This window comes from Dysgonomonas massiliensis, assembly GCF_900240225.1.
Lineage (GTDB): Bacteria > Bacteroidota > Bacteroidia > Bacteroidales > Dysgonomonadaceae > Dysgonomonas > Dysgonomonas massiliensis.
Genome location: NZ_OEPV01000015.1, coordinates 15,930 through 30,228 on the forward strand (window position 1 = coordinate 15,930; position 14,299 = coordinate 30,228).

Below are 14,299 nucleotides of genomic sequence, written 5' to 3' on the forward strand. Positions count from 1 at the left end.
AGGATAAGGGCGGTTCACCCATATCCTCGTTTCTTTTTCAAACTTAATATATTTAGAAATCAAATATATCCTGACGATTTTCGATCACAGCCTGAGCTGACGATACCCATGCAATAGGAACCCGCATTGGCGAACAAGAAACATAATTGAGTCCGATACGATGACAGAACTTAACCGAAGATGGTTCACCGCCATGTTCTCCACAAATTCCGATCTGATATTTCGGATTATTCTTCCTTGCATTCCTTACAGCATGATCCATTAGCATACCAACTCCCTTTTGATCAAGAATCTGGAATGGATCTTGTAATAAGATATTCTTTTCTAGATAGATTGGCAAGAACGAGAAGAAGTCGTCACGAGAGAAGCCAAAAGTCATCTGCGTTAAGTCATTCGTTCCGAACGACATAAATTGCGATTCGGTAGCAATGCCATCAGCAGTAATTGCCGCACGCGGTGTTTCAACCATTGTTCCGACCATAAATTCTACACGATCACCTTCTTCTTCGAATAGTTTTTCGGCAGTTGCAAGCACTATTTCTTTTTGAATCTTAAATTCTTTCAACGACGATGTCATCGGAATCATAATTTCCGGAACTGCACGTATTCCCTCTTTCTTCAGATCCAAAGCTGCTTTCAGAATCGAATGAGTCTGCATCTCAGTAATTTCGGGATAAGTATTACCCAAACGGCAACCACGATTACCAAGCATTGGATTGTGCTCTTGCAACATTTCGATACGACGCTGAACAGTTTCCAACGGAATACCCATAACCTGCGCCATTTCTACCTGACCTGCTACATCGTGCGGTACAAATTCATGCAAAGGTGGATCAAGTAAGCGAACTGTAACAGGTTTATCGTGCATCACACGGAAGATACCTTTAAAGTCTTCTTGCTGATATGGAGCCATCTTAGCTAATGCCATCTTACGATATTCTGTATTTTTAGCCAGAATCATTTCGCGCATAGCTTTTATACGCTCTCCTTCGAAGAACATATGCTCGGTACGGCACAAGCCAATACCTCTTGCTCCGAAACTCAATGCTTTTTCGGCTTCGGCCGGAGTATCAGCATTTGCCCATACTTCCATCCGTGAGTATTTCATAGCAAGTTCCATCAGTGTCTTAAACTCAGGTGTAAGCTCTGCAGCCTCTGTAGGAATTTGTCCTTGATAAACTTCTCCCGTATATCCATTGATTGAAATATAATCCCCTTCTTTCAAAACTAGGTTTCCGATACGTACGATTCGCGATTTATAATCTACCTGCAAATCTCCGGCTCCCGACACACAACATTTACCCATACCACGTGCCACAACTGCAGCATGAGATGTCATACCTCCGCGAGCTGTCAATATACCTTGAACTACAGCCATACCTGCCAAGTCTTCAGGCGAAGTTTCTACACGTACCAATATTGTCTTACGTCCCGTTTCATTCCATCTGGCAGCATCTTCCGAGAAGAATACAATCTTACCCGAAGCTGCACCCGGTGATGCAGGTAACCCTTTTGCAATTGATTTAACTTTAGCCAATGCTTCGCGATCGAAAACTGGGTGAAGTAATTCATCTAGCTTATTAGGTGAAATTCTAGTGATTGCTTCTTTCTCGTTTAGCTTTCCTTCTTTCAACAAGTCGATTGCAATTTTAACCATTGCAAAGCCTGTACGCTTACCATTACGTGTCTGAAGCATCCATAGTTTACCTTCTTGAACCGTAAACTCCATATCCTGCATATCTTTGTAATGATCTTCCAATTTCTGCTGATACGAATTCAGTTCTGCATAGATTTCAGGCATAGCTTCTTCCATAGATAGAAATTCTGCCTGACGTTTTTCTTCGCTGATTCCCATCAGCTGTGTCCACTTGAAAGATGCTGCTTTTGTAATCTGATTCGGTGTACGAATTCCTGCTACAACATCTTCTCCTTGTGCGTTGATCAGATATTCTCCGTTGAATACATCTTCACCGGTAGCCGCATCACGAGAAAAACATACTCCACTGGCCGAATTATTACCCATATTCCCGTAAACCATAGCTTGTACGTTCACAGCAGTACCCCACTCGGCTGGAATACCTTCAAGTTTGCGATAAAGAATGGCTCGTCCGTTCATCCACGAATCGAAAACAGAACAGATTGCACCCCATAGCTGCTCGTAAACATCATTAGGAAAATCTTTTCCAGTACGTTCTTTAACAATCGCTTTAAATTTTTGAACGAGTAGTTTAAGATCTTCAGTCTCTAACTCACTATCAAGCTTGACGCCTTTTTTCTCCTTTACCTCATCTATTATTTCTTCGAAAGGATCGACATCGTCTTTATTTTCAGGTTTCAACCCTAGAACCGTATCGCCGTACATCTGAACGAAACGACGATATGAATCCCAAGCAAACCAAGGATTGTTAGTTTTCTTAGATAAGCCTTCTACTATTTCGTCATTCAGACCTAAATCGAGAATTGTATCCATCATACCCGGCATCGAAGCACGAGCACCCGAACGTACCGAAACCAACAAAGGATTTGTAGCATCGCCAAATCCGGATTTCATTACCGATTCCAGATATTTGATAGATTCTACAACATCTGGTTTCAACATTTCTACGATTCTGTCTTTACCGATTTCATAGTATTCATTACATACTTCAGTGGTTATAGTGAATCCCGGAGGAACCGGTATCCCTATCAAGTTCATTTCTGCCAAATTAGCGCCTTTGCCTCCAAGCAGGTTTTTCATGTCAGCACGTCCGTCTGCTTGTCCGTTCCCAAATCTGTAAACTCTCTTTTTTTCCATACTTAATATGTGTTTGATTAAAGGCTTTGATAATTGCAACAAGTACGTCACGCGAACTCGTTTAGTTATCGTTATATATTAGTGTTTTTCTTATCATATGGGGTCATTTCAAATTATTTGCACGCTGGGTTGTCCTCTAAAATTAATAAAAATTGTATAATAACATGCACACAAAACCAACTATTTAATTTCAAAACTGCGAAGAAGTTGCATTATTGGCAGAAAACTAGATTTTAGAAAAGTTATTTGTATTTTTACAAAGCAATTTTACCTACTAGAAAAAACGATAATGGATCTACGAACTGTAAATGTTACCAGATATATTCTTCCTCTGCGAGAAGGGGGATCACTGCCGGCACTAGCCGACGCTGATGACGGATATAAGTATGTTGTCAAATTCCGAGGATCGGGACATGGGACAAAAGTGCTTGTATCGGAACTTTTGGGCGGACTTATAGCTAAGCGTCTGGGATTAAAACTACCCGAATTGGTTTTTATTAATCTCGACGAAGCTTTTGGGCGTACCGAAGGTGACGAAGAAATTCAAGATCTACTGAAAGGTAGCAGGGGTTTGAATCTTGGACTGCATTTTCTATCGCCTACATTTACATTCGATCCCGTCGCTATGGAAGTTGATGCATTGACTGCTTCGCAAATAGTATGGTTAGATGCATTCATCACCAATATAGATCGGACAATCAAGAACACGAATATGCTGATTTTCCACCGTGAATTGTGGTTGATAGATCATGGAGCATCATTCTATTTCCATCACACATGGGACAATTGGGAAAAAGCTGCACTGAGCACCTTTCCATACGTAAAGGATCATGTATTGATAAAATATGCCGATAAGCTGCCTGAGGTAGATATTCAATTCAAAGAGTTACTGGACGATAACGTTATTGATCGGATAGTAGATACAATTCCATCCGATTGGCTCAACTGGAACAACGAGACCGAATCGGTAGAAGATATCCGAAATGTGTACAAGCAATTTATGAAAATAAGAAGAGACAACTCACATTTATTTATAAACGAAGCTCAGAATGTCAGGAAAGCACTTGTATGAATATTCCGTAATTCGTGTTCTTCCGAAAGTTGAGCGCGAAGAATTTATTAATATTGGTATTATCCTCTTTTGCAAAAAGGAGAAATACCTGCGAGTTCTTTATTCTATCAACGAAGAGAGACTAGCTGCTTTTCCGAATGAGGTGGATATTGAGTTCCTTGAGAAAAACCTACAATCATTTCAGAAAGTTTGCCAAGGGAATAAAACTGCAGATGGCATAGCCAGTTACGACACACCGGAACGCTTTCGTTGGTTGACAGCCGTAAGAAGCACAAATTTGCAAACATCTAGACCGCACACCGGATTTTCGGACGATCTAGATGCTACACTCGACAGCTTGTTCAAAGAATTGGTGCTATAAGCGATGTAATCCGAGGATCAATTTATATTTTTTAATACTACGAGCCTATTTACTGCTATAATATGTTTCATACTTTTTCCCATTTTCTGTAATTTTAAAATAAAAAGTCATGAAAAAAGTAAGTACATTATTAATTGCTGCAATGTTATTGCTGTTTCAAGGCTGTCAGTCACAAAAAGACCCGGCTCAGATTGCTGCAGAAAAAGCCTATGAAGCCTATTTATCCGAAAATGCAGTTTCATCATTAGAAAAAAACGAGTTTGTTATTGAAGCCAATCGTATTCTTTTCAAGTATGGTAACTATGCAAATGTTAGCTCGAATACGAATTTCATCAAACTGAAAGACAATCAAGCTACGATACAGCTAGCTTTCAACTCGCCATACGCCGGTCCTAATGGCATAGGAGGTATTACATTGGATGGAATTGCATCCAATATCAAATACAAGAAAAGTAAAAAGGGTGTAATTGACTTCAGCATGAATGTACAAGGCACAGCCCTATCAGCTACAGTTATGGTAACAATGGTAGAGGGTAGTAATTATTGCACGGCTGTTGTTTTACCTACATTCAGCGGAAATAGGATAACCTTTACCGGTTATTTATACTCTACCGACGACTCGAATATATATAAAGGTCGTGCTTTATAAAAGCAGTCTCTGTGAAATTATCATATAGCTGGATCAGTCTGATTCAGCTATATTTTTTTTGTGTGCTCAAATTCATAAAACTTTATCTATATGTAAAAAAATAGAATGTCATTTCCCTTGAAATAAAGATTTTAAGATAACACGAAACATTTGTCACTTTTGTTACTTTTTCTTTTCATCAAGTAGATAAGAACATGGCAGAATTGATCTTTATAACGATTCTAAATAATATATCAAATCTTAAGATTATTAGACAAAAAAGATGCATCTTTGTAACTCACTAAAAAAATTTCAAGTAACGTTATGCTTTTATCTGAGCTCAAAACCGGAGAGAAAGGTATTATAGTAAAAGTAAATGGAAGTGGAGCTTTTCGCAAGCGTATCCTCGAAATGGGATTTGTAAAAGGAAAAACTGTAAAAGTTATCCTGAATGCTCCGTTGAAAGATCCAATCAAATATAAAATCATGGATTATGAAGTTTCGCTACGTCGTAGTGAAGCACAACTGATAGAAGTTGCCAGTCCAGATCAAATACAAAGTGCATCTGATTCATCTGTAAAGAGTGAACAATTACTTTTCGAAACGAATGTAGAAAACATTCATAATTCTGATTTTTCTTCAAATCAAACAAATAAAAAGCCGACAATCACTGTCGCACTAGTAGGTAACCCAAATGCAGGGAAAACTTCTCTTTTCAATATTTCATCTGGCTCACACGAACATGTGGGTAATTACGGAGGAGTAACCGTAGACTCGAAAGAAGGTAAATTCAAATATAAAGGATATACATTCCGAATAGTCGATCTTCCAGGAACATATTCAATATCAGCCTACACTCCAGAAGAATTGTATGTCCGTCGTCATTTAGTCGAAAATAAACCAGATGTAATAATCAATGTTGTTGCAGCTTCTAACCTAGAGCGCAATTTATACCTTACAACAGAGTTGATCGATCTGGAAGCAAAGACGATAATAGCATTGAATATGTATGACGAACTTAAAGCAAGCGGTGCAGAGTTCAACTACGAAATGCTATCCAAGATGATCGGCATGCCGATGATCCCTACTGTAGGTAAAACCGGAGAAGGAATTGAGGAACTTTTTGATGCAGCTATTCGCGTTTACGAAAATAACGAGCCAACAGTCAGACGCGCTCACGTATACTATGGAAATGTTGTCGAGAACTCTATCAGCCGTTTAAATATCTTCCAGGAAAAGAACGTGAAGGAGCCTTTGGTTTTCACACGTCGCTATATTTCGATCAAACTATTGGAAAAAGACAGCGATATAGAATTATACATCAAAGAAAACTTCGATAATGCCAAAGAAATCCTAGAGTATCGAGATTCGCAAATCAAAGAAGTAGAAGATCGATTGAATGAAGATACCGAATCGATCCTAACCAATGCTCGCTATGGTTTTATTGCAGGTGCTTTGAAAGAAACATTCAAGCAAAAGACACATCAATCGGAAAGTACACGAATCATCGATGCCGTAATAACTAACAAATATCTGGGATTCCCAATATTTTTCCTTTTCATGTGGATCATGTTCGAATGCACATTCCGATTAGGCGCATATCCAATGGAATGGATCGAAAATGGTGTCGGATTATTAGGCGATTACGTCAGAAGCGTGATGAGCGATGGTATGCTCAAAGATCTCATAGTCGATGGTATTATTGGAGGAGTTGGAGGAGTTATTGTCTTCTTACCTAATATACTTATATTATATGCATTTATATCCTTCATGGAAGATTCGGGCTATATGGCTCGAGCCGCCTTCATTATGGATAAAGTGATGCATAAAATGGGATTACATGGCAAATCATTCATTCCACTAGTAATGGGATTCGGCTGTAACGTTCCTTCAATATTAGCAACGCGCACTATCGAAAGCCGTAATAGTCGCATGATAACCATGCTTATCAATCCATTTATGTCGTGTAGCGCACGTCTACCTGTATACCTGTTGTTTGTCGGAATTTTCTTCCCCGATCATGCCGGAACAGCATTATTTAGCCTATACCTAATAGGAATCCTTCTAGCGGTATTCTCTGCACGTTTATTCCGCAAAACCATGTTTAAAGGAGAAGACACCCCATTTGTTATGGAACTTCCGCCATACCGTATGCCAACTTTCAAGGCTGTGATAATTCACATGTGGGATAAATCGGCACAATACCTTCGTAAAATGGGAGGCGTTATTCTTATTGCTTCTATCATCATCTGGTTTTTAGGCTATTTTCCACTCAATAAAGAAAGTGATCAAGCTCTGGAAAACAAAATAGCACAGATCGAGCAAGCTTTCGAAAACAAATTGATAGATGAATCGACCAAACTAGATCAAATAGATGAAGCAGAAAAGGCACACAACACCGAATTGCAAGAAGACTCTTACATTGGCCGAATCGGCAAGACCATAGAACCGATTATGCGTCCTCTTGGCTTCGATTGGAAAATAAGCGTCAGCCTTTTATCAGGAATGGCTGCCAAAGAGATTGTCGTTAGCACACTCGGTGTACTCTATACTGGCGATGCTGAGAATCAGGAGTCACTACAGACACGCATCAAGGAAGATAAGCAGCCTGATGGTTCTTCAACATTCACTCCATTAACAGTTATAAGCTTATTATTATTCGTGCTAATTTACTTCCCTTGTGTTGCTACAATCGCCGCTATAAAAGAAGAATCAGGTTCGTGGAAATGGGGGGCGTTCAGTATTATTTATACTACAAGTCTAGCTTGGATTATTTCTTTTGCTACATATCAAATTGGAAGTTTACTCTTGTAGAAAAACGCATAATATAGACATGAATAAAGATGCATAAAAATTAATTTTATGCATCTTTTATGTTTTAAACCACAGATTCTTTGAGAAGTAAGCTTCAATTTTAACATACGCTGCTTGTTTTTGTGATTTTTTTAACCGATTTTTGGATTATAGTTTACAATTACACGTCGAAGTTACTTACATTAAGAAAGGTATAGCTATAAAAAAAGACTATTCCATGTAAAAACAACAACAATATACGCCTAAAATAAATCAATTTGTCATTTTCTTCATTTATATAGTATATTTATGTTATTTTTATAAAAAAAAAGTATCTTTGCACATTGAAAAAAAGAAGCTAGAGTGCAAATCCTGTAACTAAACCTAGCTATAGTATTTGAATTGTTTATTTTAATTATAAAGTAGTGTTTGTATGAAAAAAAGAGTAATGTTAATCCTTTCATGCTTATTTCTAAGCATCGGATTTATTTTGGCTCAAACGACAAAGATCTCAGGAACAGTAGTCGACAAAAACGGTGAAGCTGTAATTGGAGCATCTGTTGTCGTTAAGGGCACAACGATTGGAGTTTCAACTGGGCTTGATGGTGATTTCTCCATCGAAGTTCCAGATGGTAAAACAACATTAGTATTCTCTCTCGTAGGAATGAATACTATTGAGAAAACAGCTACACCTAATATGAGTGTAGTAATGGAAGATAAAACTACAATCTTAGATGACGTAGTTGTTGTTGCGTACGGTACGGCAACAAAGGCTAGTTTAACAGGTTCTGCCGCGCAAGTAAAATCAGAACAGCTAGCAAATGCAAGTAAAGAAGCTCTAGATAAAGCCTTGATAGGTAAAACTGCTGGAGTCAGAGTTAGTTCAAACACTGGTGACCCAGGTGCTGCTGGAGAAATATCAATCCGTGGACTTGCCACAGTTAACGGTTCATCCACCCCACTTTACGTTATTGACGGGATTCCGGTAGAAGCAGGTGATGAAGCAAGTGCTGGACTAAAAAGTACAACATTATTATCATCTTTCAATCCGGATGAAATTGAAACTGTTACAGTATTGAAAGATGCTGCTGCAGCTGCAATTTACGGTTCGAGAGCTACTAATGGGGTAATTCTAATCACAACAAAGAAAGGAAAAGCGGGCAAAACAACTATCGGTTACAATGCTCAATTTGGATGGACAAGCATGGCTGTCAAACAGTTCGAAATGGCAAGTGCTAAAGAAACTGTTGATTATTACCACGAAGGTATTGCCAACTACTACATGCGCCAAAAACCTGGCTTAAGTAAAGATGCTGCACTTGCACTAGTTTTGAGCGAAGGTGACCTAGAATATTTCTTTGCAGATCCATTTGGAAACACCAATACCAACTGGAGAAAACAAGTATATGGAACAGGATTTTCTCAAGACCACCAAGTATCACTTAGTGGAGGAAACGACAAGACAAAAGTATTTGCTAGCCTAGGGCTAAATGATACAGAAGGATATGTATATGGTAACGAATTTAAAAGATATTCAGGACGTTTAAATATTGATCACGAAATAAACAATAAATTTTCGATAGCTTTCAAACAGTCTATATCTTATCGTAAAGAGTTAGGTGGGCGTGACCAACATGACCAAGGACAAGGTCTAAGTACAACTAGTCCACTATCTATAATGTTATCAATGGACCCTACGGCAAAAGTTCACAATGAGGATGGTAGCATCAACGCTAGTGCTTCGATGGTTGGTTCTAAAACATCTAACCCTCTACTTATGCTAGGTAGCGATCAAGAGTTTGTTCGCCTTACAACATTCCGAAGCTTATCTAATGGTGATATTACTTACAAAATCACCCCTGAGCTAACATTGAAAACAGCTGCTGGCTTTGATTATATTAACTCTAAAACTTTTGAATTTTGGGGTCCACAAAGCGTTAATGGAGAAAGCTTAGGAGGATTAGGCTATAGATATGATTTCTCTAAATACACGCTAACATCATCTACAACATTAAGATATGCCAATACATTTGGTCTACATAATATAGATGTACTAGGAGGTTTTGAATTAATGAACGCTAAGGTTGAGACAATCAGTGCATCTTCGAAGAGCTATGTCTCTGGAAAATATCCTGAACTTTCGAATGGACAACCATATAAGACAGGAAGTGCTGCATATGGATCAGCATTAATATCATACCTAGCAACAGCAAATTACAATTACGATCAGAGATATTATCTTAGTGCTTCTGTAAGAACTGACGGATCTTCATTTTTAGGTACAGATAACAGATGGGCAACATTCCCTTCGGCATCAGTCGCATGGCGTATAAGCAAAGAATCTTTCATGCCGGAGAGTGACTATATCAGAGACCTTAAGCTAAGAGCCTCAATTGGAGTTACGGGTAACCTTCCAAACTCATACTTTGCAGACAGAAGACTTTATTCACTATCTGGAGGATATGGAGCTGATGGAGCTGTATACATGACTCAAGCTGGTAATGAGAAGTTAGGATGGGAAAAAACAACATCATACAATATTGGACTAGATTGGAACATGTGGGATAGATTAAACTTCTCAGTTGAATATTACAATCGTGATACGAAAGACCTATTATTTTCTCGTCCTCTATCATATATAACTGGATATGCAAGCAGACTTACCAACATTGGCAAACTTAATAATAAGGGAATTGAAATAGATATTAATAGCCGCAATATCAAGACTAAAAACTTCTCTTGGAATACAAATTTCAACCTCGCTTGGCAAAAAGGCGAAATCGTAAAATTAGCTGAAGGCGAAGATGTTCCTTGGGGAGATGGAGAAATGTACAGACTTTCAGAGGGACAGCATCACAATGCATTCTATCTGCCAACTTGGGCTGGTGTAGATCCAGATACAGGAAATGGTACATTCTGGATTGACCCTAAAGATCATTCTAAAGGAACAACAGAGAACTACTCTTCTGCCGGTTCTTCTTTTGTAGGGAAACCTTCTCCTGATATTTTAGGAGGGATGACAAATACACTTACATTTAAAGATTTTGATTTTTCATTCTTAATCACGTACCAATTTGGTGGTGATCTTTTCGACTACCCTGCATATTTTATTGAAAATGATGGAGTAAGAATGGGACAGTTTGCCGTAAGTAAAGATCTTGCAAAAAGTTATTGGAAAGAAGCAGGGGACAAAGTTGTTAATCCTAAACCGATTTACGGAGGGACATCTAATAGATCTGACCGTTGGTCAACTCGCCACATCAAGTCTACAGATCACATTCGTGTTAGAGAAATTGCTCTAGGCTATAATATTCCAACAAGAAAACTTGGAAATATAAGTAAAGTTGTTAGCGCTGCTAGACTATTCGTTTCAGCCAACAATCCATTTATGATATGGTCTAAAGAAGACAATATAGATCCGGACGTTTCACTAAATGGATACCGTCAAGTTGACACACCTGTTGGTAAAACATTCTTATTTGGTTTCAATCTTCAATTTTAATAATAGATAAAATGAAATATATATATTTAATAATAATAATCAGTTTAGGATTGAGCTTCAACGCTTGTAACGACATGCTTGACAAAAATCCAACAACACAAGCTGAGAGCGGCACAATAATAACAAACATGCTAGATCTTCAGAATGCGGTAAATGGGGTTTACTTCATCCAGACTTCTCATCAAAGTGCATCACTAGGATTACAAGGAACATATGCAGGAGACTTCACCATTCATGCAGATTTATTAGGTAGCGACTTCGAGTCAAAGGGTAGTAACAGCCAAATATCACCAGTAGGCAAATATTCAGTTGATACTAAACATACTATAACTCTACATTATTATGCTAAATTCTATCTAGCTATTGCACAAATCAATGATATTCTGAGCAAGCTTGATATGGTACAATTCACATCAGGTGAAGAAGAAGTTGAAAAGGCAAAGTTGAAAGAATACCAAGGACAACTTTATGCATTAAGAGGGTTATTCCACTTTGATCTAGCTCGCCTATACGCTAAACTTCCAAGTACAGTATCTGATCTCACAAAAGAAAACTCAGGGATTCCTATTTCAGATCAGGTGTTCCCTATGCTGTACAAACCTAAGAGAGCCACACTTAAGGAAACATACGATTTCATCATCAATGATCTAGAAACGGCATTAGATTTTCTAGATCCTTCCAAAACAAAAACAGTTGGATACATCAACTATTGGGCTACAAAAGGTATCTTGGCTAGAGCATACCTGTATCTAGAGCAAAATGATAAAGCTCTAGCAATTGCAAAAGAGATTATATCCCAAGATGCTTATACACTGTATACTACAAAAGACTATCTTTCGGTTTGGAAAGCTGAAGGAACTAGCGAGTCAATCTTTGAGCTTAAAACTACTGCTGTTTATAACGCGCAAAGAAATTCCTTAGGATACTACACAAATATGTCTAACGGATATGGAGAATGTGGACTAACAGAAGAATTTAAATCATTCTTAGATAAACAAGAAGGAGATATTCGTAAAGAATTACAATTCTTAGATAAAGATCAGTATTATCCAGCAAAATATCCAGGAAGAGATGGCATCTATGTAAACAACCCCAAAATAATACGTCTATCTGAAGTATATCTTATTGCTACGGAAGCAGCGTTTAAATTGAACGGAGGCAGCGACACAGATGCCTTGAAATATTACAATGATCTACGTAGAAATAGAATTGAAAAATATACAGACGTAACATCTATCACTTTAGAGGACATCCTAAACGAAAGACGCCTCGAATTATTTGCAGAAGGTCATGGAGCGTGGGATTTCTGGAGAAACAAACTTTCAATCAAGAATACAACTGTTGGAGACGTTAATTACGACAACAACAAAACTATTCTACCTTTCCCTAATAGAGAAATCGCACAAAATCCTGATTTAATTCAAAACCCTCAATAAAATCTAAATAAAAAACCTGAGAACCATCTCAGGTTTTTTTATTTATTAACTTCATCTATCCATCATTTAGCTATATATTTGTAATAAATAAAAAACGAAGCTAGATGCAAGAAATAATAGTATATGCAATAGGAATCATAGTATTAGGTATTGTTTGCTACAAATTATATCAGTTTTTTTTTAGTAAAAAAGAAAAATCCGGAAATTGTGGTTGCTCATCATGCAGCTGCTCTACAAAACCTAAGAACTTATAATATCCTATTTATATTTTGAAATATCATTTTTTTTTACAATCTTTGATATAAGAAATAAGAGAAAATTTGTCGTATTGGTCGATTGGGAAACTCATCAGTAAATAAATTACCGAGACAAGCGTTTGATTCCAATGGCGGGCCACATCTCTTCGGAGAATGCACAGCACGGTGGATTACAAAGGGGTCGAAGCACTCAAATCCTGTTTTTTGGGGTTTCGTCTACATCTCTCCAATACGACATTACATAGAAGAGGCTTCTTTAACAAGAAGCCTCTTTTTTTGACATATCTTTAGCACAAAACCTATATACCAATAATATTATTATTCGTATATTTGTAAATCATTTTATGCACATATTTAGACAATCTGCAATGAAAACTCTAGAAAAACTTACAGCTGAAAGACTTTTAGCAATCAGGGCTATCAAATTACAACCATCCAACCCATTTACATGGGCATCTGGTTGGAAGTCGCCAATCTATTGCGACAATAGGAAATTGAATTCATATCCTAGAATACGTACATTCATCAAGATAGAACTTAGTCGTCTTATCTTAGAAAACTTCCCTGAAGTAGAAGCAATAGCAGGAGTGGCAACAGGAGCTATTGCTCCCGGTGCAATCGTTGCCGATGCGCTAGGCCTCCCATTCGTATATATCAGATCGACTCCTAAAGATCATGGACTTGAGAACCTAATTGAAGGAGAATTAAAACCTAACAGTAAAGTTGTTGTTGTTGAAGACTTAATATCAACCGGCAGCAGCAGCCTTAAAGCTGTTGAAGCTGTTCGCCGTGACGGCTCGGATGTTATCGGAATGGTAGCTAATTTTACATACGGATTCCCTGTAGCAACAGAGAATTTTAAAAAAGCTAATGTAGAGCTACTTACCCTAACCAATTATGATGCGGTTTTAGAACAAGCTCTAAAGATAAACTATATTGCTGAAAGCGATCTTGAAACTTTACAAGATTGGAGAAAAGCTCCGGATAAGTGGTGTAAATAACCAACAATATATTTATGACAGAATTTACTAGCGAAATAAAAATACTTCCGTATAACGATACGGAAGTATTTTCTGTACTATCAGACCTCAGTAATCTAGAATTTGTCAAGGATAAAATCCCACAAGACAAAATAAAAGATTTCTCTTTCGATAAAGACTCATGTACCATATCTGTAGATCCAGTTGGTAAGATAAGATTTAATATTGTAGAAAGAGTAGCAAATAACTTTGTTAAATTCCAAGCAGAACAAGTTCCTTTTGGACTAGATTTAATTGTAGAACTTAACAATAACGAAGAGAATAAAACAGAACTTAAACTAACTGTTAATGCCAATCTGAACCCATTTATTAAACCGATGGTTTCAAAACCTCTTCAACAAGGTTTAGAAAAAATGGCTGAAACTTTAGCCATGATTCCATACGGAGAGATTGCAAAAATGGGTACTCAAGAATAA

At 37.6% G+C, this 14,299-nt stretch carries 9 protein-coding genes; 8 read left to right on the forward strand and 1 reads right to left on the reverse strand.

Annotated elements, in window-relative coordinates; all coding sequences use genetic code 11:
* Positions 1-52 precede the first annotated feature (52 nt).
* Positions 53-2,794 carry a pyruvate, phosphate dikinase gene (gene ppdK, locus C1A06_RS14090; protein WP_101690786.1) on the reverse strand — a complete coding sequence of 914 codons (2,742 nt, stop codon included), beginning with the start codon at positions 2,792-2,794 and terminating at the stop codon, positions 53-55.
* A 289-nt stretch (positions 2,795-3,083) separates the two neighbouring features.
* Here ppdK and C1A06_RS14095 point away from each other — a divergent pair, with 289 nt between their 5' ends.
* The 8 genes from C1A06_RS14095 (at position 3,084) to C1A06_RS14130 (ending at position 14,299) form a co-directional block, all read left to right on the forward strand.
* Positions 3,084-3,866: a HipA family kinase gene (locus tag C1A06_RS14095; RefSeq protein WP_101690787.1), complete on the forward strand. Its 783-nt coding sequence runs from the start codon at positions 3,084-3,086 to the stop codon at positions 3,864-3,866.
* Positions 3,844-4,227 carry a DUF3037 domain-containing protein gene (locus C1A06_RS14100; protein WP_101690788.1) on the forward strand — a complete coding sequence of 128 codons (384 nt, stop codon included), beginning with the start codon at positions 3,844-3,846 and terminating at the stop codon, positions 4,225-4,227. The genes C1A06_RS14095 and C1A06_RS14100 overlap by 23 nt, the downstream gene beginning before the upstream one ends.
* Positions 4,228-4,336: 109 nt before the next feature.
* The gene (locus tag C1A06_RS14105; RefSeq protein WP_101690789.1) at positions 4,337-4,876 is read left to right on the forward strand and encodes a DUF4251 domain-containing protein; all 540 of its coding nucleotides are present in this window, start codon (positions 4,337-4,339) and stop codon (positions 4,874-4,876) included.
* Between the two features lie 303 nt (positions 4,877-5,179).
* Positions 5,180-7,669 carry a ferrous iron transport protein B gene (gene feoB / locus C1A06_RS14110; protein WP_101690790.1) on the forward strand — a complete coding sequence of 830 codons (2,490 nt, stop codon included), beginning with the start codon at positions 5,180-5,182 and terminating at the stop codon, positions 7,667-7,669.
* 412 nt (positions 7,670-8,081) lie between these two features.
* Positions 8,082-11,150, forward strand: a complete 3,069-nt coding sequence (locus C1A06_RS14115; RefSeq protein WP_185116850.1) for a SusC/RagA family TonB-linked outer membrane protein — start codon at positions 8,082-8,084, stop codon at positions 11,148-11,150.
* A gap of 11 nt (positions 11,151-11,161) precedes the next feature.
* Positions 11,162-12,586: a RagB/SusD family nutrient uptake outer membrane protein gene (locus tag C1A06_RS14120; protein ID WP_101690791.1), complete on the forward strand. Its 1,425-nt coding sequence runs from the start codon at positions 11,162-11,164 to the stop codon at positions 12,584-12,586.
* Positions 12,587-13,211: 625 nt separating this feature from the next.
* Complete coding sequence (gene pyrE / locus C1A06_RS14125) at positions 13,212-13,844, forward strand: orotate phosphoribosyltransferase (protein ID WP_101690792.1); 633 nt, start codon at positions 13,212-13,214, stop codon at positions 13,842-13,844.
* Positions 13,845-13,858: 14 nt separating this feature from the next.
* The gene (locus C1A06_RS14130) at positions 13,859-14,299 is read left to right on the forward strand and encodes a polyketide cyclase (protein WP_101690793.1); all 441 of its coding nucleotides are present in this window, start codon (positions 13,859-13,861) and stop codon (positions 14,297-14,299) included.